This is a genomic window from Escherichia sp. WS1451 (assembly GCF_046487365.1).
Lineage (GTDB): Bacteria > Pseudomonadota > Gammaproteobacteria > Enterobacterales > Enterobacteriaceae > Escherichia > Escherichia coli.
In genome coordinates this window covers 36,515-58,975 of record NZ_JBJQJP010000022.1, presented here as the reverse complement: position 1 = coordinate 58,975, position 22,461 = coordinate 36,515, and the positions used below count along the sequence as shown (strand labels likewise).

The 22,461-nt window shown below is 50.3% G+C and carries 16 protein-coding genes and 1 tRNA gene; 7 read left to right on the top strand and 10 right to left on the bottom strand.

Annotated elements, in window-relative coordinates; all coding sequences use genetic code 11:
- Positions 1 to 2: 2 nt before the first annotated feature.
- The 4 genes from cusA to cusC are packed head-to-tail and all read right to left on the bottom strand — an operon-like array spanning position 3 to position 6,135.
- Positions 3 to 3,146 (bottom strand): Cu(+)/Ag(+) efflux RND transporter permease subunit CusA, encoded by a 3,144-nt coding sequence (gene cusA / locus ACJHX7_RS21590; protein ID WP_094030391.1) that lies wholly within the window; start codon positions 3,144 to 3,146, stop codon positions 3 to 5.
- An 11-nt stretch (positions 3,147 to 3,157) separates the two neighbouring features.
- Entirely contained in the window at positions 3,158 to 4,381 is a 1,224-nt protein-coding gene (gene cusB, locus ACJHX7_RS21585; protein WP_094030390.1) for a Cu(+)/Ag(+) efflux RND transporter periplasmic adaptor subunit CusB, read from the bottom strand.
- Between the two features lie 15 nt (positions 4,382 to 4,396).
- Entirely contained in the window at positions 4,397 to 4,729 is a 333-nt protein-coding gene (gene cusF, locus ACJHX7_RS21580) for a Cu(+)/Ag(+) efflux RND transporter periplasmic metallochaperone CusF (protein WP_000709873.1), read from the bottom strand.
- Positions 4,730 to 4,752: 23 nt separating this feature from the next.
- Entirely contained in the window at positions 4,753 to 6,135 is a 1,383-nt protein-coding gene (cusC, locus tag ACJHX7_RS21575; protein WP_094030389.1) for a Cu(+)/Ag(+) efflux RND transporter outer membrane channel CusC, read from the bottom strand.
- Between the two features lie 156 nt (positions 6,136 to 6,291).
- On the opposite strand from cusC, the gene cusR reads away from it, so the two are divergent.
- From cusR to envY, 6 genes are all read left to right on the top strand, one after another.
- The gene (gene cusR / locus ACJHX7_RS21570; RefSeq protein ID WP_000770953.1) at positions 6,292 to 6,975 is read left to right on the top strand and encodes a copper response regulator transcription factor CusR; all 684 of its coding nucleotides are present in this window, start codon (positions 6,292 to 6,294) and stop codon (positions 6,973 to 6,975) included.
- A complete protein-coding gene (gene cusS / locus ACJHX7_RS21565) occupies positions 6,965 to 8,407 on the top strand; it encodes a Cu(+)/Ag(+) sensor histidine kinase CusS (protein ID WP_094030388.1) in 1,443 nt (480 codons plus the stop codon). The genes cusR and cusS overlap by 11 nt, the downstream gene beginning before the upstream one ends.
- Positions 8,408 to 8,556: 149 nt before the next feature.
- Complete coding sequence (nrfB, locus tag ACJHX7_RS21560) at positions 8,557 to 10,794, top strand: cyclic di-3',5'-guanylate-activated glycosyltransferase NrfB (protein ID WP_000383926.1); 2,238 nt, start codon at positions 8,557 to 8,559, stop codon at positions 10,792 to 10,794.
- Positions 10,781 to 13,753 carry a bacteriophage adsorption protein NfrA gene (gene nfrA, locus ACJHX7_RS21555; RefSeq protein WP_094030387.1) on the top strand — a complete coding sequence of 991 codons (2,973 nt, stop codon included), beginning with the start codon at positions 10,781 to 10,783 and terminating at the stop codon, positions 13,751 to 13,753. Before nrfB ends, nfrA begins: the two co-directional genes overlap by 14 nt.
- Positions 13,754 to 14,644, top strand: a complete 891-nt coding sequence (locus tag ACJHX7_RS21550; protein ID WP_094030386.1) for a DUF4434 family protein — start codon at positions 13,754 to 13,756, stop codon at positions 14,642 to 14,644.
- 182 nt (positions 14,645 to 14,826) lie between these two features.
- Complete coding sequence (gene envY, locus ACJHX7_RS21545) at positions 14,827 to 15,588, top strand: DNA-binding transcriptional regulator EnvY (RefSeq protein WP_001177457.1); 762 nt, start codon at positions 14,827 to 14,829, stop codon at positions 15,586 to 15,588.
- Positions 15,589 to 15,632: 44 nt separating this feature from the next.
- Here the strand turns inward: envY and ACJHX7_RS21540 are convergent.
- A tRNA-Arg gene (locus ACJHX7_RS21540) sits at positions 15,633 to 15,709 on the bottom strand.
- Between the two features lie 241 nt (positions 15,710 to 15,950).
- Between ACJHX7_RS21540 and fimZ the strand changes: the two genes are divergently transcribed.
- Complete coding sequence (fimZ, locus tag ACJHX7_RS21535) at positions 15,951 to 16,583, top strand: fimbria biosynthesis transcriptional regulator FimZ (protein ID WP_000805428.1); 633 nt, start codon at positions 15,951 to 15,953, stop codon at positions 16,581 to 16,583.
- A gap of 2 nt (positions 16,584 to 16,585) precedes the next feature.
- Here the strand turns inward: fimZ and sfmF are convergent, their stop codons facing one another.
- The 5 genes from sfmF to fimA form a co-directional block, all read right to left on the bottom strand.
- The gene (sfmF, locus tag ACJHX7_RS21530; RefSeq protein ID WP_001255235.1) at positions 16,586 to 17,101 is read right to left on the bottom strand and encodes a fimbria assembly protein; all 516 of its coding nucleotides are present in this window, start codon (positions 17,099 to 17,101) and stop codon (positions 16,586 to 16,588) included.
- A 10-nt stretch (positions 17,102 to 17,111) separates the two neighbouring features.
- Complete coding sequence (gene fimH / locus ACJHX7_RS21525; RefSeq protein WP_000691076.1) at positions 17,112 to 18,119, bottom strand: type 1 fimbria D-mannose specific adhesin FimH; 1,008 nt, start codon at positions 18,117 to 18,119, stop codon at positions 17,112 to 17,114.
- A 12-nt stretch (positions 18,120 to 18,131) separates the two neighbouring features.
- Positions 18,132 to 20,741 (bottom strand): fimbrial biogenesis usher protein, encoded by a 2,610-nt coding sequence (locus ACJHX7_RS21520; protein ID WP_094030385.1) that lies wholly within the window; start codon positions 20,739 to 20,741, stop codon positions 18,132 to 18,134.
- A gap of 30 nt (positions 20,742 to 20,771) precedes the next feature.
- Positions 20,772 to 21,464: a type 1 fimbria chaperone FimC gene (gene fimC, locus ACJHX7_RS21515; protein WP_000988384.1), complete on the bottom strand. Its 693-nt coding sequence runs from the start codon at positions 21,462 to 21,464 to the stop codon at positions 20,772 to 20,774.
- A gap of 218 nt (positions 21,465 to 21,682) precedes the next feature.
- The gene (fimA, locus tag ACJHX7_RS21510) at positions 21,683 to 22,225 is read right to left on the bottom strand and encodes a type 1 fimbrial major subunit FimA (protein ID WP_094030384.1); all 543 of its coding nucleotides are present in this window, start codon (positions 22,223 to 22,225) and stop codon (positions 21,683 to 21,685) included.
- Positions 22,226 to 22,461 lie beyond the last annotated feature (236 nt).

Sequence of the window (22,461 nt, the reverse complement as noted above, 5' to 3'; positions counted from 1 at the left end):
TTTTATTTCCGTACCCGATGTCGGTGCAGCCACATCAGCTTATACGCCGCCGGGATAATAAACAGCGATAGCAAAGGCGCGGTGATCATGCCGCCAATCATCGGCGCGGCAATCCGGCTCATCACCTCTGAACCTGCTCCCGTTCCCCACAGAATCGGCAGCAGACCAGCGATAATCACCGCCACCGTCATCGCTTTCGGGCGCACGCGCAGGACCGCGCCGTGATACAACGCCTCATCCAGCTTCTGCTCGCTGAATGTTTGCGGATTATTCAACGACGGCTCGGCCTCTATGGCGTGACGTAAATACATCAGCATCACCACGCCAAATTCGGCAGCGACCCCCGCAAGGGCGATAAAACCGGTGCCCGTTGCCACGGAAAGATGAAAGCCCATCCACCACAGCAACCAGATGCCGCCCACCAGCGCAAACGGTACGCTGCTGATAATCAGCAACGCTTCGCCCACCCGACGGAACGCCAGATACAACAGCACGAAGATGATCATCAGCGTCATCGGCACCATCAGTTTCAGCTTATGGTTGGCGCGCTCCAGTAGCTCGAACTGCCCGGAGAATGCCACGCTGGTGCCCGGTTTTAACTGCACTTTTTCAGCTATCGCTTTTTGCAGATCGTGAACCACCGACACCATGTCACGATCGCGGGCATCGATATAAATCCAGCTCGTCGGGCGCGCATTCTCGGTTTTCAGCATCGACGGTCCGGTAGAGACTTTAACGTCGGCCACGTCCGCCAGAGTGATTTGCTGCTTCATCGGCGTGAGGATCGGCAACTGGCGCAGTGCCTGCGGGCTATCGCGCCAGCTTTGCGGATAACGCAGATTAATTGGATAACGGGCAATCCCTTCCACCGTTTCGCCAACCATCGCCCCGCCCACCGCAGATGTCACAAACAACTGCACATCCGCCACCGTCATACCGTAACGCGCGGCTTTTTCACGGTTAATCTCAACGTTGATATAGCGCCCACCTTCCAGACGCTCAGCAAGCGCAGAAGCCACGCCTGGCACCGTTCGCGCCACTTCTTCAATTTGCTCCGCCATCGTGTCGATATCCGCCAGCACAGTGCCGGAAACTTTAATGCCGATAGGGCTTTTAATGCCGGTTGAGAGCATATCGATACGGTTACGAATTGGCGGCACCCACAGATTCGCCAGCCCCGGCAGCCGCACGGTGTTATCCAGTTCCTCAATGATTTTGTCCATCGTCATGCCAGGCCGCCACTGATCCTGCGGCTTAAGCTGAATAGTCGTTTCTACCATCTCCAGCGGAGCAGAATCGGTGGCGGTTTCCGCTTTCCCGGTTTTGCCAAATACCCGCGCCACTTCCGGTACGCTCATAATCAGCTTGTCGGTTTTTTGCAGCATACTCGCCGCCTCTGCTGCGGAAATCCCCGGCAGCGTCGATGGCATATACAACAAGTCGCCTTCATTGATCTGCGGTAAAAATTCCCCGCCAACTTTATTGAGCGGCCAGAGAACCGTCAGCACCGAAAGCGCTGCCACCAACAGCGTGGTTTTCGGCCAGTGCAGTACTTTCAGCAACAGCGGATGATAAACACGAATCAAAAAGCGATTGAGCGGGTTACTGCTTTCCGGCGGAATTTTGCCACGGATCCAGTAGCCCATCAGGATCGGGATCACTACGATCGCCAGTAGCGCCGCGCCCGCCATCGCATAGGTTTTGGTGAACGCCAGCGGGCCAAACAGACGACCTTCCTGCCCTTCCAGGGTGAAGATCGGGATAAACGACAGCGTGATAATCAGCAGACTGATAAACAGCGCCGGACCCACTTCAACAGATGCTTCGGTGATCACCTGCCAGCGCGTTTTATTATCCAGCGTGGCGTCAGGATGCTGGTGCTGCCACTCTTCCAGCCGTTTATGCGCATTCTCGATCATGACGATAGCGGCATCGACCATCGCCCCGACGGCAATCGCAATGCCACCCAACGACATAATATTGGCGTTCAGTCCCTGAAAGTGCATGACAATAAAAGCAATACACAACCCCAGCGGCAACGAAATAATCGCCACCAGCGCCGAGCGCACATGCCAGAGAAACAGCGCACAGACTACCGCCACCACAATAAACTCTTCCAGCAACTTGCCGCTGAGGTTGTCAATGGCGCGGTCAATGAGCTGACTGCGATCGTATGTTGTAACTATCTCCACGCCTTCCGGCAGACTGCTTTTCAGCGTTTCCAGTTTGTCCTTCACGGCGGCGATCACTTCACGGGCGTTTTTGCCGGAACGCAGGATCACCACCCCGCCCGCCACTTCGCCTTCGCCGTTTAGTTCGGCAATGCCCCGGCGCATCTCCGGGCCAATCTGGACCTTCGCAACATCGCGCAGATAAACGGGCACGCCATTTTCACTGGCTTTTAAAACGATGTGATTAAAGTCGTCGAGCGTTTGCAGATATCCGCTAGCGCGCACCATATATTCCGCTTCCGCCAGTTCGATCGACGAACCGCCCGCTTCCTGGTTTGAAGCATCCAGCGCGCTTTTTACTTCGGCGAGACTGATGCCATATTGCGCCAGGCGCTGGGGATCGATAACCACCTGATACTCTTTCACCACACCGCCCACCGACGCCACTTCCGCAACGTCAGGGATGGTTTTTAGCTCATATTTGAGAAACCAGTCCTGCAATGAGCGTAAATCGGCCAGATCGTGCTTACCGCTGCGATCCACCAGTGCATATTCATAGATCCAGCCAACACCCGTGGCATCTGGCCCCAGCTCGGCGCTGACTCCCGCAGGCAGCTTACCCTGTACCTGGTTGAGGTACTCCAGCACCCGCGAGCGCGCCCAGTACGGATCGGTGCCATCTTCGAAAATGACATACACATAAGAGTCGCCAAACTGCGAGAAACCGCGCACAGTCTTCGCGCCAGGCACCGACAACATGGTGGTGGTTAGCGGATAAGTCACCTGATTTTCAACGATTTGCGGTGCCTGACCGGGATAGCTGGTTTTAATAATCACCTGTACATCAGAGAGATCCGGCAGTGCATCCACTGGCGTGTTAATGATGGTCCAGGTGCCCCAGATACTCAGAAACAACGCGCCCATCAGCACCAGAAAACGGTTCGCCACCGAGCGACGAATAATCCATTCAATCATTGGCTATTCCCTCAATGCGCATGGGTAGCACTTTCAGAGCGCATCCGCTCCAGTGCGCCAGAAATATTGGCTTCAGAATCAATCAGGAACAGGCCGCTGGAAACCACCTTTTCACCTTCCGCCAGACCAGAGCGTAACGCGGTGACGCCATGCGATGCCTGGAAAACGGCAACGCGTTTCGGTACAAAGCGCCCGTCAGCATCAACGGTAATCACCCGCTGTTCGTTGCCGGTATCAATCAGCGCCTGTGACGGAATGAGCAGCATCGGTTCGCTGGCGGTATTGAGTTGCAACCAGGCGTTCATGCCCGGTTTTAGCGCCTCGTCGGCGTTGTCGACTTCCAGACGCAGTTGCAGCGTGCGGGTCGCGGCATCCACGCCGGGTAGCAGGGTCCATTTGCGAATGGTGAGTGTTTTATCCGGTCGCGCCGGAACGGTGAGGGTAAACTGCGAGGCATCTTTCACCAGCCAGGCGATGGACTCCGGGATCGCAGCAGTGACCCACACCGGGTCCATACCCTGAATTTTCGCGACCACGTTATCTTTGGCGATATTCATTCCCGCGCGCAGATCAAACGCGGTGATCACGCCATCAATGGGCGCTTTGAGCGTAAAGCGAGTCTGGATTTTTTGCGTGGCGATCAGGCGGCGAATATCCGCCTCCGGCATTCCCGCCAGTCTCAGCCGCTCAAGAATGCCTTCAGTCTGGGTCGCCGTACCGCCGGTTTCGCGCAGCAGTAAATACTCACTCTGCGCTTCCACCCAGTCGGGAATGGTCAGGTCGAGAAGCGGTGTGCCCTTTTGTACTTTATCGCCCACGGTAAGCGGATACACCTTATCGATAAACCCGGCAGCGCGAGCCTGCACAATGGCATACTGATACTCGTTGTAACTGACATTCGCCGGGAAACTCTGGGCAAAAGTCAGCGGCCCGCGCGTGACGGTCGCCGTTTTCACCCCCAGATTCTGCGTCTGGGTCGGGTCAATGCGTACACCAGACGCAGAACTCTCTTCATCGGCATATTTCGGCACCAGATCCATATCCATAAACGGCGATTTACCTGGTTTATCGAACCGCGTATTGGGATACATCGGGTCGTACCAGAATAAGATTTTACGTTCTGCGGTCGGCGTTTTTTCTGCGGGCGGTTCAGCCTTTGCAAACCAGGTAAAACCTGCCGCAGAAATAATACCGCCCGCAATCATGCTGCCGATAATAAGCGCGATTTTTTTCATCTCATTAAACCTGGGTTACTGGCTGACTTTAATATCCTGTAATAAAGAAAGGTTGCCCTGCTGGACAAAATTAAACGCCACTTTGTCGCCGGTTTTAATTTCGCTCATTTTCGTCTGCGGGGTGATGGTAAAGCGCATGGTCATCTCCGGCCAGTTCACGGCAGCAATCGGATCGTGATGGATGGTAATTTTTTTGCTTTCCAGATCAACACCTTTTACCACGCCAGTGGCGCTAATAACCTGTGGTTGTGCTTCGCTCATGGTTTCATGATGATGTTCGTTAGCCTGGGCATTAAAGCCAATAACAGTAAACAGACTAAACATTGCAACTTGCAGTGCTTTTTTCATTTATTCTCTCCTGGAGTTAAAAATTATTGCTGCCAACCGCCCCCTAAGGCGGTATATAAAGAAATTTCGTTAACCTGAAGGGCATAATTCAGGTCAAGTAAAGTTTGTCGGGTTGCAAATAAAGAACGTTCAGCATCCAGCACTTCCAGATAACTGACTGCGCCGTGCTGATATAATGCCCGCGCCCGTTGCAAAGTAATTTGCAGCGACGCAAGATAACGCTGCTGGGCGCTGATTTGATCGTTCAGGCTTTGACGTAATGCCAGCGCATCTGCCACTTCTTTAAAGGCGTTCTGGATTTTCTGTTCATAATTCACCACCGACTGCTGCTGGCGAATTTCGGCGATATCCAGATTGGCCTGGTTGCGTCCGGCATTAAAAATGGGGATCTCAATTTTAGGAATAAAATTCCACATCCCGCTGCTGGCGTTAAATAATGACGACAGATCGCTGCTGGCGGTTGATATTCCGCTGGTCAGGCTGATAGACGGGAAAAATGCCGCACGCGCAGCACCAATATTGGCATTAGCCGCCATTAACGCGTGTTCAGCTTCCATAATATCCGGGCGCTGCAATAAGATTTGCGACGGCAAGCCCGCCGGTAATTTAACGCTTCGCAGGCTGTCGCTGTTTACTGTCTGCGCTTGCGGCAGCTTGCCGTAGCTTCCCAATAACAGTTGCAATGCATTATTCGCCTGCGCCAGTTCCCCCTGACGTTTAGCGATGTCGCTGCGGGTACTTTCTATCACCCCGCGAGCCTGTTCCAGCGCCAGAACATTGCTGCTACCGGTCAACAGTTGTTTTTCGACAAACGCATATGACTGCTGATAATTACGCAGCGTTTCTTCGGCTATTTGCAATTGCGCATACGCCAGTTGCTGATTGAAATAGCTTTGCGCGACATTAGAAACCAGCAGAATATGCACCGCGCGCTGAGCTTCCTCAGTAGCTAAATAATTTTGACGCTCGGCTTCGCTCATGTTCTTTAAGCGCCCGAAAAAATCGAGATCAAAGCTGGCGTTAAGGCCAGTCGAGAACTCCCGCGTCGTGGCTGAATCGCCTTTAAGATTGCCGCTCCAACTGCCGCTGCCCTCGCCATTGAGCTGTGGGTAGCGGTCGGCATCGGTCAGACGATATTGCGCCCGCGCTTCCTGCACTTTCAGCGCCGCCATGCGCAAATCCCGGTTATTCACCAACGCCTCGCTAATCAGCGTCTTCACCTGATTATCAACAAAAAAGGTGCGCCAGCCCGCGTTCTGGTAGTTATCTGCTGCGTTAACCAGGCCGTTCTGGCTGAGTGAGAACTGCTGCGGCACGGGCATTGCCGGACGCTGATAATCCGGTGCCAGTGAACAACCGGTTAGCGCAAGGGCCACACAAAATGGCAGAAGTTTACAAGGAGACATAGGCTCATAATTTCTGGTGATTTTATGCCGCCAACTTTACTCGCCAGGCTCTGATTTTCCGGTGACAGGAAAATGACAAAATTGTCATTTTGCCAATAAGCGATTGCCATCTGATCCCGCTACTCTAGAATTGCCCGGGCAACATGCGGAGGAAATATGAAACTGTTGATTGTCGAAGATGAAAAGAAAACCGGAGAATACTTGACCAAAGGGTTAACCGAAGCCGGTTTTGTGGTCGATTTAGCCGACAACGGGCTGAATGGCTACCATCTGGCGATGACCGGTGATTATGATCTGATAATCCTCGATATTATGCTGCCGGACGTGAACGGCTGGGATATCGTGCGCATGTTGCGTTCCGCCAATAAGGGGATGCCGATTCTGTTGCTTACCGCGCTTGGCACCATTGAACATCGCGTCAAGGGGCTGGAGTTGGGGGCGGATGACTATCTGGTTAAGCCGTTCGCTTTTGCTGAACTGCTGGCGCGGGTGCGCACTCTACTGCGGCGCGGAGCGGCGGTAATTATCGAAAGTCAGTTTCAGGTTGCCGATCTGATGGTCGATCTCGTCAGCCGCAAAGTCACCCGCAGCGGTACGCGTATCACTCTGACCAGTAAAGAATTTACCCTGCTGGAATTTTTCCTCCGCCATCAGGGTGAAGTGCTGCCCCGCTCGCTTATCGCCTCGCAGGTGTGGGACATGAATTTCGACAGCGATACCAACGCCATTGATGTGGCGGTGAAGCGGCTGCGCGGCAAAATCGACAACGACTTTGAGCCGAAGCTGATTCAAACCGTGCGCGGCGTGGGCTACATGCTTGAGGTGCCGGATGGTCAGTAAGCCATTTCAGCGCCCGTTTTCGCTGGCAACACGCCTGACCTTTTTTATCAGCCTGGCGACCATCGCGGCGTTTTTCGCCTTTGCCTGGATCATGATCCACTCGGTAAAAGTGCATTTTGCCGAGCAGGATATTAATGATTTAAAAGAGATTAGCGCCACCCTTGAACGGGTACTTAATCACCCTGACGAAACGCAAGCCCGACGCTTAATGACGCTGGAAGATATTGTCAGTGGTTATTCCAATGTGTTGATCTCCCTGGCAGATAGCCAGGGTAAAACGGTGTATCACTCCCCCGACGCGCCCGATATCCGCGAGTTTGCACGTGATGCCATACCCGATAAAGACGCTCGGGGCGGCGAGGTGTATCTCCTTTCCGGCCCGACGATGATGATGCCAGGGCACGGTCACGGGCATATGGAACACAGCAACTGGCGGATGATTAACTTGCCGGTTGGCCCGCTGGTTGACGGCAAACCGATTTATACGCTCTACATCGCGCTGTCGATCGATTTTCATCTTCATTACATAAATGATTTGATGAATAAACTTATTATGACCGCATCGGTAATCAGCATCCTGATCGTCTTTATCGTGCTGTTGGCGGTACATAAAGGTCACGCGCCGATCCGCAGCGTCAGCCGTCAAATCCAGAACATTACCTCGAAAGATCTCGACGTTCGCCTCGATCCACAGACCGTGCCCATTGAACTCGAACAACTGGTGCTGTCGTTCAACCATATGATCGAGCGTATTGAGGATGTCTTTACCCGCCAGTCCAATTTCTCAGCGGATATCGCCCACGAAATTCGCACACCAATTACGAATCTCATAACGCAAACGGAAATCGCCCTCAGCCAGTCGCGCAGCCAGAAGGAGCTGGAAGATGTGCTCTACTCTAATCTCGAAGAGCTGACGCGAATGGCGAAAATGGTCAGCGATATGCTGTTTCTCGCTCAGGCCGATAACAACCAGTTAATCCCCGAAAAGAAAATGCTCAACCTGGCGGATGAAGTCGGCAAAGTGTTCGATTTTTTCGAGGCGTTAGCAGAAGATCGCGGCGTGGAGCTGCGGTTTGTTGGCGACGAGTGTCAGGTTGCGGGTGATCCGCTGATGCTGCGTCGGGCGTTAAGCAACCTACTTTCTAATGCCCTGCGTTATACGCCAACCGGAGAGACAATTGTCGTGCGCTGCCAGACGGTCGATCACCTGGTGCAAGTTACCGTCGAAAACCCTGGTACGTCCATTGCGCCTGAGCACTTACCGCGATTGTTTGACCGTTTCTACCGCATTGATCCTTCCCGCCAGCGAAAAGGCGAAGGTAGCGGTATTGGCCTGGCGATAGTGAAATCGATTGTTGTCGCGCATAAAGGCACGGTTGCGGTAACGTCAGATGCGCGGGGAACAAGGTTTGTTATCATATTACCCGCTTAATCCTTCAGCAAACGGCAACTTTTATAACCAGTGTAAAAATAACGTGCCGCAATAATCCTACCTATTAATGATAAAAAGCTGTCACAATTCATAAAAAACTTTAATATACGCCACCCTAAACATAACCAGCGTTAATGTAAGGTTTTTGTGTGGACTGGCTTCTTGATGTTTTTGCTACCTGGCTCTACGGCTTAAAAGTAATCGCGATAACGTTAGCGGTCATCATGTTCATCAGCGGGCTGGACGATTTTTTTATTGATGTCGTCTACTGGGTACGCCGCATTAAACGCAAGTTGAGTGTTTATCGCCGCTACCCGCGAATGAGTTACCGCGAACTGTATAAACCAGATGAAAAACCGTTAGCGATTATGGTTCCGGCGTGGAATGAAACGGGCGTCATCGGCAATATGGCCGAGCTGGCGGCGACCACGCTCGACTACGAAAACTATCATATCTTTGTTGGCACCTACCCCAACGACCCCGATACTCAGCGTGATGTTGACGAAGTGTGCGCTCGCTTCCCGAACGTGCATAAGGTAGTCTGCGCGCGTCCTGGCCCCACCAGCAAAGCCGACTGTCTGAACAACGTGCTGGACGCCATCACCCAATTTGAACGTAGCGCCAATTTCGCTTTTGCTGGTTTTATTCTGCATGACGCCGAAGATGTGATTTCACCGATGGAATTGCGTCTGTTCAACTATCTGGTCGAGCGTAAAGATCTGATTCAGATCCCAGTGTATCCGTTCGAACGCGAATGGACGCACTTCACCAGCATGACTTACATTGATGAGTTTTCAGAACTGCATGGCAAAGATGTTCCGGTGCGTGAAGCCCTCGCCGGACAGGTGCCCAGCGCAGGCGTCGGTACCTGTTTCAGCCGTCGCGCCGTGACCGCACTGTTAGCTGACGGTGACGGTATTGCTTTCGACGTGCAGAGTCTGACTGAAGATTACGACATTGGCTTCCGCCTGAAAGAGAAAGGTATGACGGAAATTTTTGTCCGTTTTCCGGTGGTGGACGAAGCCAAAGAACGCGAGCAGCGTAAATTTTTACAGCATGCGCGGACGTCAAACATGATCTGCGTGCGCGAATATTTCCCCGATACCTTTTCGACTGCGGTTCGACAAAAATCTCGGTGGATCATCGGCATTGTTTTCCAGGGCTTTAAAACCCACAAATGGACCTCCAGCCTGACGCTGAACTACTTTCTCTGGCGCGACCGCAAAGGGGCAATCAGTAACTTTGTCAGCTTCCTCGCGATGCTGGTGATGATCCAGCTTTTGCTGTTACTGGCGTATGAAAGTTTGTGGCCCGATGCCTGGCATTTCCTTTCTATTTTCAGCGGCAGCGCATGGTTAATGACCCTGCTGTGGCTAAACTTTGGTTTGATGGTTAACCGCATCGTGCAGCGGGTGATTTTTGTCACTGGCTACTACGGTCTGACGCAGGGGCTGCTATCTGTCCTGCGTCTTTTCTGGGGTAACCTGATTAACTTCATGGCCAACTGGCGCGCGTTAAAACAGGTACTTCAACACGGCGATCCGCGTCGAGTGGCGTGGGATAAAACAACGCATGACTTCCCCAGCGTGACTGGCGATACCCGCTCGTTGCGCCCGTTAGGTCAAATCCTGCTGGAAAATCAGGTCATCACTGAAGAACAACTCGATACAGCACTGCGTAATCGCGTCGAAGGTCTACGCCTGGGCGGTTCAATGCTGATGCAGGGGCTGATTAGCGCCGAGCAACTGGCACAGGCGCTGGCAGAGCAAAACGGCGTGGCGTGGGAATCCATCGATGCCTGGCAGATCCCTTCCTCGCTGATTGCCGAAATGCCGGCCTCCGTGGCGCTGCATTATGCGGTACTGCCGCTGCGTCTGGACAATGATGAGTTAATTGTCGGCAGTGAAGATGGTATTGACCCGGTTTCGCTGGCGGCCCTGACGCGTAAAGTCGGACGCAAAGTGCGTTACGTCATTGTTCTGCGGGGACAAATTGTCACCGGATTACGCCACTGGTATGCACGCCGACGCGGTCACGATCCGCGGGCAATGTTGTACAATGCAGTTCAGCATCAGTGGCTCACGGAACAGCAGGCCGGTGAAATCTGGCGGCAATATGTGCCGCATCAGTTCCTGTTCGCCGAAATACTGACCACGCTCGGTCATATTAATCGTTCAGCAATTAACGTGTTGTTATTGCGCCATGAACGCAGTTCTCTGCCGCTCGGCAAGTTTTTGGTCACCGAAGGCGTTATCAGCCAGGAAACGTTGGATCGCGTCCTGACAATTCAACGCGAATTACAAGTTTCGATGCAATCACTATTACTCAAAGCAGGTTTAAACACAGAAAAGGTTGCGCAACTGGAGTCCGAAAATGAAGGAGAATAACCTTAATCGCGTCATCGGATGGTCTGGTTTACTGCTGACGTCTTTATTGAGTACCAGCGCACTCGCAGACAATATCGGCACCAGCGCAGAAGAGCTGGGGCTGAGCGATTATCGCCATTTTGTTATTTATCCCCGTCTCGACAAGGCGCTGAAGGCACAGAAAAATAACGACGAAGCAACCGCCATCCGCGAATTTGAATATATACACCAGCAGGTGCCGGATAATATTCCGCTGACTTTATACCTTGCGGAAGCCTATCGCCATTTTGGTCATGATGACCGGGCGCGGCTGTTGCTTGAGGATCAACTGAAACGTCACCCTGGAGATGACCGGCTTGAGCGCAGTCTGGCGGCTATTCCAGTTGAAGTGAAAAGCGTTACGACTGTTGAAGAACTGCTTGCCCAGCAAAAAGCGTGCGATGCTGCGCCGACCCTGCGTTGTCGCAGTGAAGTCGGGCAGAATGCCCTGCGGCTGGCACAATTACCTGTCGCCAGAGCGCAACTAAACGATGCGACGTTTGCTGCATCGCCGGAAGGAAAAACGTTGCGAACCGATCTGCTGCAACGCGCAATCTACCTGAAACAATGGTCCCAGGCAGATACGCTATATAATGAAGCACGCCAGCAGAACACATTAAGCGCGGCAGAACGCCGTCAGTGGTTTGACGTGCTTCTTGCCGCACAGCTGGATGATCGGATCCTGGCGCTGCAATCACAGGGGATCTTCACCGATCCTCAGTCATATATTACTTACGCGACCGCGCTGGCTTATCGTGGCGAAAAAGCACGCCTCCAGCATTATCTCATTGAAAATAAGCCGCTGTTTACCACGGACGCACAAGAGAAAAGTTGGCTCTATCTGATATCTAAATACAGCGCCAACCCCGTTCAGGCGTTGGCGAATTATACGGTACAGTTTGCCGATAACCGCCAGTATGTTGTTGGCGCGACGCTACCGGTGCTGTTAAAAGAAGGTCAGTACGACGCAGCGCAAAAACTGCTCGCCACCCTCCCCGCCAATGAAATGCTTGAGGAGCGTTATACCGTTAGCGTAGCGACCCATAACAAGGCTGAAGCTCTGCGTCTGGCACGATTGCTGTATCAGCAAGAACCGGCAAATCTTACCCGCCTGGATCAACTGACCTGGCAACTGATGCAGAACGAGCAGTCACGCGAAGCTGCCGATTTATTGCTGCAACGCTATCCTTTCCAGGGCGATGCGCGTGTCAGCCAGACGTTAATGGCGCGACTGGCGTCTCTGCTGGAAAGTCATCCTTACCTGGCAACGCCGGCGAAGGTGGCGATTTTATCGAAACCCTTACCGCTGGCGGAGCAACGTCAGTGGCAAAGTCAGTTGCCGGGTATTGCAGATAATTGCCCGGCAATAGTTCGCTTGCTGGGCGATATGTCGCCTTCCTACGATGCCGCCGCCTGGAACCGTCTGGCAAAGTGTTATCGGGACACGCTACCCGGTGTGGCGTTGTATGCATGGCTTCAGGCCGAACAACGACAACCGAACGCCTGGCAACATCGTGCGGTAGCCTATCAGGCGTATCAGGTTGAGGACTACGCCACCGCACTGGCGGCCTGGCAGAAAATCAGTCTTCACGACATGAGCAATGAGGATCTGCTTGCTGCTGCCAATACCGCCCAGGCGGCAGGAAATGGTGCGGCTCGCGATCGCTGGCTTCAGCAGGCAGAACAACGTGGGCTGGGAAACAATGCCCTCTACTGGTGGCTGCATGCGCAACGTTACATTCCTGGTCAGCCGGAACTCGCACTGAACGATCTCACGCGCTCAATCAATATTGCGCCTTCTGCCAACGCTTACGTTGCGCGGGCGACAATTTATCGCCAACGTCATAATGTCCCGGCGGCGGTGAGTGATTTGCGCGCCGCGCTGGAACTGGAACCGAATAATAGCAACACCCAGGCAGCGCTCGGTTACGCCTTGTGGGATAGCGGTGATATCGCACAGTCGCGGGAAATGCTCGAACAGGCGCATAAAGGGCTACCGGACGATCCGGCACTTATCCGACAACTGGCCTACGTGAACCAGCGTCTGGATGACATGCCTGCGACGCAGCACTACGCCCGGCTGGTGATTGATGACATTGATAATCAGGCGCTGATAACCCCACTGACCCCAGAGCAAAATCAGCAACGCTTCAATTTCCGCCGTCTGCATGAGGAGGTCGGTCGCCGCTGGACGTTCAGTTTCGATTCTTCTATCGGCTTGCGTTCCGGCGCAATGAGTACCGCTAACAATAATGTCGGCGGCGCAGCGCCAGGGAAAAGCTATCGTAGCTACGGGCAACTGGAAGCCGAGTATCGCATCGGACGCAATATGCTGCTGGAAGGCGACCTGCTCTCGGTTTACAGCCGTGTATTTGCCGATACCGGAGAAAACGGGGTGATGATGCCGGTGAAAAATCCGATGTCCGGCACCGGTCTGCGCTGGAAGCCGCTGCGCGATCAGATCTTTTTCCTCGCCGTCGAACAGCAGTTGCCGCTGAACGGCCAAAATGGTGCATCCGATACCATGCTGCGCGCCAGCGCCTCATTCTTTAATGGCGGCAAATACAGCGACGAATGGCACCCGAACGGTTCAGGCTGGTTTGCCCAAAACCTGTACCTCGATGCAGCGCAATATATCCGCCAGGATATTCAGGCGTGGACGGCAGATTATCGCGTCAGCTGGCATCAGAAGGTAGCTAACGGACAGACTATTGAGCCTTACGCTCACGTTCAGGACAACGGCTATCGTGATAAAGGCACTCAGGGCGCGCAGCTTGGCGGTGTCGGGGTCCGCTGGAATATCTGGACCGGCGAGACGCACTACGACGCCTGGCCGCACAAAGTCAGTCTCGGCGTCGAGTATCAACATACCTTTAAGGCGATTAATCAACGTAACGGAGAGCGCAACAATGCGTTTCTCACCATTGGAGTGCACTGGTAAATGCGTAAGTTCATTTTCGTATTGCTGACACTGCTTTTGGTCAGCCCTTTTTCCTTTGCGATGAAAGGTATTATCTGGCAACCACAAAACCGTGATAGTCAGGTTACCGATACCCAGTGGCAGGGGCTGATGAGTCAGTTACGTTTGCAAGGCTTCGATACCCTGGTTTTGCAATGGACTCGTTACGGCGATGCATTCACCCAGCCAGAACAGCGCGCGTTATTGTTTAAGCGTGCCGCAGCTGCGCAACAGGCTGGCCTGAAGCTGATTGTCGGGCTGAATGCCGATCCGGAATTTTTTATGCACCAGAAACAGTCGTCTGCAGCGCTGGAAAGCTATCTTAACCGCCTGCTGGCTGCCGATCTCCAGCAAGCCAGATTATGGAGCGCTGTACCTGGCGTAACGCCGGATGGCTGGTACATCAGCGCGGAAATTGACGACCTGAACTGGCGCAGCGAAGCCGCCCGTCAGCCTTTGCTAACATGGTTAAACAACGCGCAGCGGTTGATTAGCGATGTTTCAGCAAAACCGGTTTATATCAGTAGTTTTTTCGCCGGAAACATGTCGCTCGATGGCTATCGCCAACTGCTGGAACACGTTAAAGCAACCGGCGTTAATGTCTGGGTGCAGGATGGCAGCGGCGTGGATAAACTGACCGCTGAACAGCGTGAACGTTATCTACAGGCCAGCGTCGATTGCCAAAGTTCCGCCCCAGCAAGCGGCATTGTTTATGAACTGTTTGTCGCTGGTAAAGGCAAAACCTTTACAGCGAAACCGAAACCGGATGCAGAGATCGCCTCGCTGTTAGCGAAACGTTCCTCTTGCGGTAAAGACACGCTCTATTTCTCTCTGCGCTATTTGCCCGTTGCGCACGGCATTCTCGAGTATTAAATCTCCTCCAGGTAAGTCGGGTACGACCTGGCTTACCTCTTTCGCTCTCGTCAGAATTCCATCAAGATTAATTGCTAAAAAGCGTGCTAAAGAAAGAAGATCGTTATCGGCGAACGGGCCGATCACTCATGCAGGAAGCATAGATCCTTTGAGCGGAGTTTCTGATATCTGAGGAGTGCGAAATGCAATTGAGCAGCAGTGAACCTTGCGTGGTGATCCTGACCGAAAAAGAGGTAGAGGTAAGCGTCAATAACCATGCTACGTTTACCCTTCCGAAAAACTACCTGGCCGCCTTCGCGTGCAACAATAACGTCATTGAACTCTCAACGTTAAATCACGTATTAATCACCCACATCAACCGTAACATCATCAACGATTATCTGTTGTTTTTAAATAAGAACTTAACCTGTATAAAGCCCTGGTCGCGGCTGGCAACTCCGGTTATCGCTTGTCATAGCCGTACACCGGAAGTGTTCCGGCTAGCCGCCAACCACAGCAAGCAGCAACCCAGCAAACCCTGCGAAGCGGAGTTGACGCGCGCATTGCTTTTTACCGTATTGTCTAACTTTCTTGAGCAATCGCGGTTTATTGCCCTACTGATGTATATCTTACGCAGCAGCGTCCGCGACAGCGTCTGCCGCATTATTCAAAGCGATATTCAGCATTACTGGAATCTGCGAATTGTCGCCAGTTCGCTATGTTTAAGCCCCAGCCTGCTCAAAAAGAAATTAAAAAACGAAAATACCAGCTATAGCCAGATTGTCACAGAGTGTCGTATGCGTTACGCCGTACAGATGTTATTGATGGATAACAAAAATATCACTCAGGTGGCGCAATTATGTGGCTATAGCAGCACGTCGTACTTTATCTCTGTTTTTAAGGCGTTTTACGGCCTGACACCGTTGAATTATCTCGCCAAACAGCGACAAAAAGTGATGTGGTGAAGAGCAAAGCGGAACGGATAAGACGGGATTAAATGAAGAAGAAATGGCGCGCCCTGCAGGATTCGAACCTGCGGCCCACGACTTAGAAGGTCGTTGCTCTATCCAACTGAGCTAAGGGCGCGTTGATACCGCAATGCGGTGTAATCGCGTGAATTATACGGTCAACCCTTGCTGAGTCAATGGCTTTTGATCTGGTTGCTGAACAAGTGAACGACCGCGTCTGATTTTCTGATTTATTTCGTTATAGCGGCAAACAAACGCACACCGCTGCGCGTCTGAATCAAGAAAACCCGTATTTTCATGTATCAAGTACAATTTACCGCCCTAACGGAAAATTGTCCGATCCAATGAGACTGGTAACTATGAAACCAACGTCGGTGATCATTATGGATACTCATCCTATCATCAGAATGTCTATTGAAGTTCTGTTGCAAAAAAACAGTGAATTGCAGATTGTCCTGAAAACGGATGATTACCGCATAACCATCGATTATCTCCGAACCCGTCCTGTTGATTTAATCATTATGGATATAGACTTGCCCGGTACAGACGGTTTTACCTTCCTGAAAAGGATCAAACAAATTCAGAGTACAGTGAAAGTATTATTTTTATCATCGAAATCAGAATGCTTTTATGCTGGCAGAGCGATACAAGCTGGTGCTAACGGTTTTGTCAGTAAATGCAATGATCAGAATGATATTTTTCATGCCGTTCAGATGATCCTCTCCGGATACACTTTTTTTCCCAGCGAAACGCTCAACTATATAAAAAGCAATAAATGCAGTACGAATAGTTCAACGGTCACGGTGCTATCTAATCGTGAAGTAACCATATTACGTTATCTGGTTAGCGGATTATCTAATAAAGAAATTGCCGATAAGTTATTACTTAGCAATAAAACAGTTAGTGCACATAAATCTAATATTTATGGCAAGCTAGGTTTGCATTCAATTGTAGAGCTTATCGACTACGCCAAATTATATGAATTAATATAATATTAATTATAATTGATCATAAATATCGCATCCGCTTTCGCCACACCAGGCTGAACACCGCTGGCTAACGCTCGATAATTGGCAAAAAAGTTTAGTGTGACATTGCCATTTGCATCAACTTCCTCAGTCGAGCTCGCCTCCCCCAGTGCGAGCCGGGAGCGATCGCTATTACGTAATTCGATGGCGACGGTTTGTGCCATTGCGGGATCATCCAGAGCCAGCAGGTTGGCATCAGATGCCGGCGTTCCCGTAAATAAAATCGCAACTGAACCCGGAGGACATCCCTCCAGCCGCAGGCTAAAAGGGACGAGTGCCGTGGTATCGCCAGCGCTCAGTAATTGTGTCGTAGGCCATCTGCCTAAATCTACCGTCTTATCCTTATCCGCTGTGTTTACGGTACAGGAGAAATCAACAACGTTACCGTGCAAATTGATATTAATCGTTCCTAAAGGGTCAACTGCCCATCCACTGGAACTCCACAGTAGCCCGCAGAAACAGCTAAAGAGTACTCTTCTCATTCTCCGTACCTCATTGATAATCGACGCGTAAATACCCCAGCGCGCTAAACGGCCCTTCGGTCGGTTTTTGACCGGTAATACTGATAGGCCAGGCGCGAAGTGTGACATTGGCTGCCGCAGCTGCATCCAGACGGAAAGGAATAACGCTATTGAGATCGTTAGGCGTGATCGGCGTATCGTTCTGATCGGCCACAATAAAACCTAAATCCTGATTGTCCGACACCATCGCCTGACCAGAAACGGCACTGGCTTCCAGACGCATTGTTAAATAAGCCTGCGCAGCAACATTCGTACATTTGATCGCAATGCTCTTGGTTTGCGGCATGACACCAGCTGGTCGATTCCCCGGCCCTGCCGCACTAAATAACGATGCGCCGATATCACCAAAATCAAATTCAACAATTTGCCCGGCATTTAATTCGCAGTTTTGCGGTACTTCAACCCGTCCACCAAAACTAATGGTATAAACAGGTGTAACCAACGGATCGTTAGGCGTTGATGTCACATACACGGTAAACATCACCTGTCTGGGGATCTCCACCATGTTAATAAAGGGACGAATAACCTTTAAACGAAATATCAAACGAGAATCCATCACCCCGAACGGAAGGTTTTGCGAAACGTTAGGATCTGTTCCCATACGAATATAATTTTGCGGAGGGAATTGAATATCCATCACGCTATCAACCAGACTCATCGCACCTAATAGATAATCATTTAATTGCATATATTTATAATTATCGATAGTTTCCTGAACAATAAAGTTGGTGACATAACTACGGTATGTATAATTCACCAGCGTGCCGGGTGGACAAATTGCTGATACACCTACCCAGCCGGATTTTTCCGGTAAAACAACAATCTGCCCTGGCTGGTTATTGGTGCTATTAAAGACATTTGAGAGATCATAGTGTTCATCTTCTGCTACGCCAGTACTATTTGCACAAACAGTAGCCCAGGATATGTTTGTTAACCACAAACATGCCATCGCCAATAATAATCTGCAGATTATCTTCATTGATAATTTCCTTTATGAGCCAGGATGTGTGCAAACTGCCGAAATAACAGTGACGGCTTGCTGTAAGCTTTGCTTCGGCAATACATAGTGCGCAATGCAGCGTGAGTTCGCGCCGTCTCCCCACTGAACCAGTAATTCACCAGACAATGGCGCACCGCTTAAATAAACTTGCCCGTCATCACCCACCATACTGGTTATTCCGGTACTGTTTTCCCGTACCAGTGATCCAAACGGCACCGGTTTTCCGCCCTGGGTAACGGTAATGAGCGCCCGCACGCCTATGCGGGTATCAAAATTGGCACGAACCAACGCGCCTTGCGTCGGCACAACGCTGCTAATATTTTTTTCAACATCGATGGAATTCCCCATCGTATTGGTATCAAGCGCGATACGGTTATACCGATAAACCGTGGCATACGGCATCACCGCATAGCCGCGCCAGTCGGTTAAAATTCCAGTTTGATTTTCAATGCGTACACCGCCTGCGCCTGGCGCTTTAATCAAAACATTGGTATCCCCTAAAGGCTGGCTCAGCGTTATACCATTTTCATGCCCGACCACACCGCCAGACAGCTGCCAGTTAACGTCATGTTGATCGCGGTCGTAGTTATACCCGACCCCCAGCGTACCGTAAGCGGCCTGCCAGTTTGCCGTGGCGCTGCCCGTATACCCATTATTCGAGGTATCGCCCTGGCTTACGTGATAACTCAGGTTGTGGCCTTCCAGTAAGGTCCCACCAACGCCTGCCAGCCAGCTATTTTGCCCGTTGCTGTTACGGTTGGCGTTAAAGGAGGCATAAGCGCGGTCGAGCGCATTTTCCCGGGTGTAGCGACGTTTGGTCAGAACATTGAAAGGCACTGAAACATTAAGTCCGACAATACGTTCGTTATCGGGGATCCCTACAGATTCATTCCACGAAAATGAGAGTGAATAACTGATGCCAACCCAGCTGCTGGTATACCCCACCTGATACCAGGTATCTGAATCCGAAGTATTCCAGTATTTTTGATGGGTACCAGAAATATAAAGCGAGCCAAAGTCATTAAGTGATTGTGAAATATTTAACTGCAAACGGTCTTTACGACTAAAGCGTAAATTGTGGTAATTCACGATTATCGGTTCATCGCGATGCTCACCGTCATAATCGTAATCATATTCGTACCCCTCCATTCGACGATACGCAACATCATCAAGGGTATAAAAACCTTGTGTCGAATAGCGGTAACCCATTAACTGAAAATTGGTGCCGAAAGTGTTCATTGATTTCGCATAGAGGAAGCGAATGGAATCCCCCTCATGACGACTGTCGTCGGCTAACTGACTGCGCGCATGCGTTACATCCAGCGACACTGCGCCCCAGTTCCCGAGGTTGCGCCCCAGCCCTAACAAAAAGGCGGTGTAATTTGCAGATAATTGCGTCCCACCGTAGGCAGTAAATTCCTGTGGTAAACCGCCGAGTGCCGTGCCCTGAAAAAAGAAAGGCGACGATTGCTGACTATTACCGCTACGAAAATCGCCCGCCGTCAGGTCAAATTTGAAACGCCCTTCGCGTTGTAAAATTGGCACTGTTGAATACGGAATCGTGTAATTCTGCTGATTACCATCACGCTCGTCGATGGTGACGTCCAGATCGCCATTTGAAGATGTCGGGTGCAAATCTGTAATTTCAAAAGCGCCGGGGGAAACATAGATTTGATAGATAATAAAACCATTTTGCCGAATCGTTAGCTGGGCCGCCGTACGGGCAATCCCACGTACCGTTGGAGCAAACCCCTGCTGGCTATCAGGATACATATTATCGGAAGAATAAAGCCGTACACCTCGAAATCCAACGCCATCGAAAATATCACTCCCTGTATTACCGTCTCCCATTACCAGTTCACTTTTCAGCGGAATAATGGCGCGCTGTACCCAGGTGCCAATATTATTCCACTGTTCTGAATGATATCCATTTCCGCGAAAATAGTTCCAGGAACCATTGTTGCGTAAACGCCACGGGCCAACATTAATCCCGCTGAGTTCACTAAAAAAATAGCTATCGTTACCATTACCTCTGTTACCGGTGAAATTATAATTCAGGAGTAAAGCAGGAATACCTTCATCCCACTCTTCAGGCGGAATGTAACCGTGAGCGCTACTCAACAACGCTATCTGAGGAATAGTGATGTTCAGGCGCATCGCTGCAAAATCAAAGTTAATTGTGGCATCAGGTACAGCTTTCAGTAAATTGATGCATTTATTATTTTGCTGCTGGGCTAACTCGGGGAATGCACTGCTATTAAGGCCAATTCGTTCAAGGAGTGCCTGGTTAAAACAAGGCATTAACCCACCTGATTTATCACCTGTATTTACTGTCGTCGATTCAAATACGATATCCTGTGAACCAATGAACTCATCATTACGCCAGAGATCCACCCGATACACGCCCGCAGGTTGATGATTACCTCTCTCAAAGCACGATAAATCAGCAACGGATGTGCCATTCTCTAATAAAAATGCCGGGTTGAAATAACTTTCCGCATAGCTTAAAAAGGAGGGTAAAATGGCAAGAGATGAATAACAAATTCCGGCCAGACACCAGGTATACCTCTGCGGAATATCCGTAGTAGTGGGTATTTTCATAATTAGCTCTGATATTGTCAGATGATTCGGTTAGTTTAAGTTCACTTCTCTGACCGGGGTTACTGAACCATAATCATTAACGGTCTGAAATTTCAGCTTTCCCTGCACTCCTGAGGGTAAGGGAATTTGTGAATTAACTCTGGGTGCAGCCATAGCATTCCCCAGTTTTTGGCTGCCCACTTGCAAGTTAACCAGGGTGACATAAAAAGGTGATGGATTATGAACATTGATATAGTTACCGGATCGCGAAAACTTGAGTGTGTCCGGCGCTTCTGCGGGTAATTCTTGTAATTGAATTGGACGGAGAAATAATTTCATGCGCGATAAAATCGCCAGTTGCAAAACATTCCTGCCGTTCAATGCATTTTTATCTACCGAAGGGATCGTCTTAACATTCATCCAGAACAGAGACTCACGATCTGCCGCCAGCGGTGGACCAGTGTAAATAATACGCAAAGTATTTTCGCTTTTGGGTTCACTAACAAACAGTGGCGGTGTAATGATGAATGACTTTTCTTTTACACCGCTGCTGTTTTCAATCCATGAATTGACCAGAAAACGCTCATTGGTATGGCTATTTCTAATCCATACCGCAGTCTGTTTAGCATCAGCGGGATAAATAATACGCGTGGCACCTAATGCGATCCCTCCGGCAGCATGGGCGCTGGTCGAAATGATTAAATAAAATATAATGAGCATCAATAACTTTATTTTAGTCATCATAGTTAATACGCCTTGTGTATTCCTGACGGCAAAAATAAGGAGTATAAAGAAATGATTGCTTTGGTTTCTTACACACATCATTCCCTTTTCATTTAATAAAGCGGCATGATACAAAGTGAACGTGATTTCGATTTACATTGCCACCATACCGCTTCAGACAACCGGTACATTACTTTGTTATAAGACGTGATATATAATTCAAAACAACGTGGTTTTGATTATTCGTATCTCATAATAAAAGTCGCGTCAGCATTTGCTTGCCCTGCTGATGCACTTGTACCGGTGCCTTTATAACGTGCAGAAAAATGAAGAACGTTGGTCCCGGGGATCAAGTTCTGGTTGGTTGAGAAGCTATTCCCATCAGGTTTGAGAATTGCGGATGTATTATCAAGTATTTCAATACCGACACCCGTTGCTGTTGTTGTATTAGTACTGGATGCAATGGCCAATAAATTATCATTGATTGCATCCGCCTGACCAGAAAATGCAACGGCAGCATTAGCGGCAACGACAGGATCGCAGTCGTTCAACTGTATAGTGAATGGAATTAATGTAGAGGTATTACCAACAGCATTGAAAATATCGGTACGATATTGACCGAGTGTGACAACCTGGTCTGCCGAGTCAGTATTCACTGAACAGGCAGCATTCACCAGTTCGCCTTCAAAGTGAATTGTACCGCCATCTACAACGGCAGCATAACTACCCGTAGCGGCGAATAGTGCGGCGGCCAGCGCAGACGAAATAAATCTTAATTTCATATATATTCCTTCAATCTCATTTATCGACTCCACATCCGTATATAACCGATTACTTTATTTAAGACACTGATAGTAGTAAAATTCCTTTTTATCCTCTAAGAATGTCTTAATTGAAAATATGCACTCTATTCTAAAAAATAGAGAGCCCCGTTAGATGAATATTTCCGCGCAAAATATATTCAACACAAATATAGACCTGAAGCGGTAAATTACCAGGCTGAAAATTCTTTTTATAT

What these genes read in the sequence shown, in the direction of transcription:
- fimC (WP_000988384.1), bottom strand. Translation starts at nt 21,464, where the DNA reads ATGATGACTAAAATAAAGTTATTGATGCTCATTATATTTTATTTAATC.
- fimH (WP_000691076.1), bottom strand. Translation starts at nt 18,119, where the DNA reads ATGAAGATAATCTGCAGATTATTATTGGCGATGGCATGTTTGTGGTTA.
- cusB (WP_094030390.1), bottom strand. Translation starts at nt 4,381, where the DNA reads ATGAAAAAAATCGCGCTTATTATCGGCAGCATGATTGCGGGCGGTATT.
- ACJHX7_RS21520 (WP_094030385.1), bottom strand. Translation starts at nt 20,741, where the DNA reads ATGAAAATACCCACTACTACGGATATTCCGCAGAGGTATACCTGGTGT.
- ACJHX7_RS21550 (WP_094030386.1), top strand. Translation starts at nt 13,754, where the DNA reads ATGCGTAAGTTCATTTTCGTATTGCTGACACTGCTTTTGGTCAGCCCT.
- nfrA (WP_094030387.1), top strand. Translation starts at nt 10,781, where the DNA reads ATGAAGGAGAATAACCTTAATCGCGTCATCGGATGGTCTGGTTTACTG.
- cusA (WP_094030391.1), bottom strand. Translation starts at nt 3,146, where the DNA reads ATGATTGAATGGATTATTCGTCGCTCGGTGGCGAACCGTTTTCTGGTG.
- cusR (WP_000770953.1), top strand. Translation starts at nt 6,292, where the DNA reads ATGAAACTGTTGATTGTCGAAGATGAAAAGAAAACCGGAGAATACTTG.
- sfmF (WP_001255235.1), bottom strand. Translation starts at nt 17,101, where the DNA reads ATGAGAAGAGTACTCTTTAGCTGTTTCTGCGGGCTACTGTGGAGTTCC.
- cusS (WP_094030388.1), top strand. Translation starts at nt 6,965, where the DNA reads ATGGTCAGTAAGCCATTTCAGCGCCCGTTTTCGCTGGCAACACGCCTG.
- fimA (WP_094030384.1), bottom strand. Translation starts at nt 22,225, where the DNA reads ATGAAATTAAGATTTATTTCGTCTGCGCTGGCCGCCGCACTATTCGCC.
- envY (WP_001177457.1), top strand. Translation starts at nt 14,827, where the DNA reads ATGCAATTGAGCAGCAGTGAACCTTGCGTGGTGATCCTGACCGAAAAA.
- fimZ (WP_000805428.1), top strand. Translation starts at nt 15,951, where the DNA reads ATGAAACCAACGTCGGTGATCATTATGGATACTCATCCTATCATCAGA.
- cusF (WP_000709873.1), bottom strand. Translation starts at nt 4,729, where the DNA reads ATGAAAAAAGCACTGCAAGTTGCAATGTTTAGTCTGTTTACTGTTATT.
- cusC (WP_094030389.1), bottom strand. Translation starts at nt 6,135, where the DNA reads ATGTCTCCTTGTAAACTTCTGCCATTTTGTGTGGCCCTTGCGCTAACC.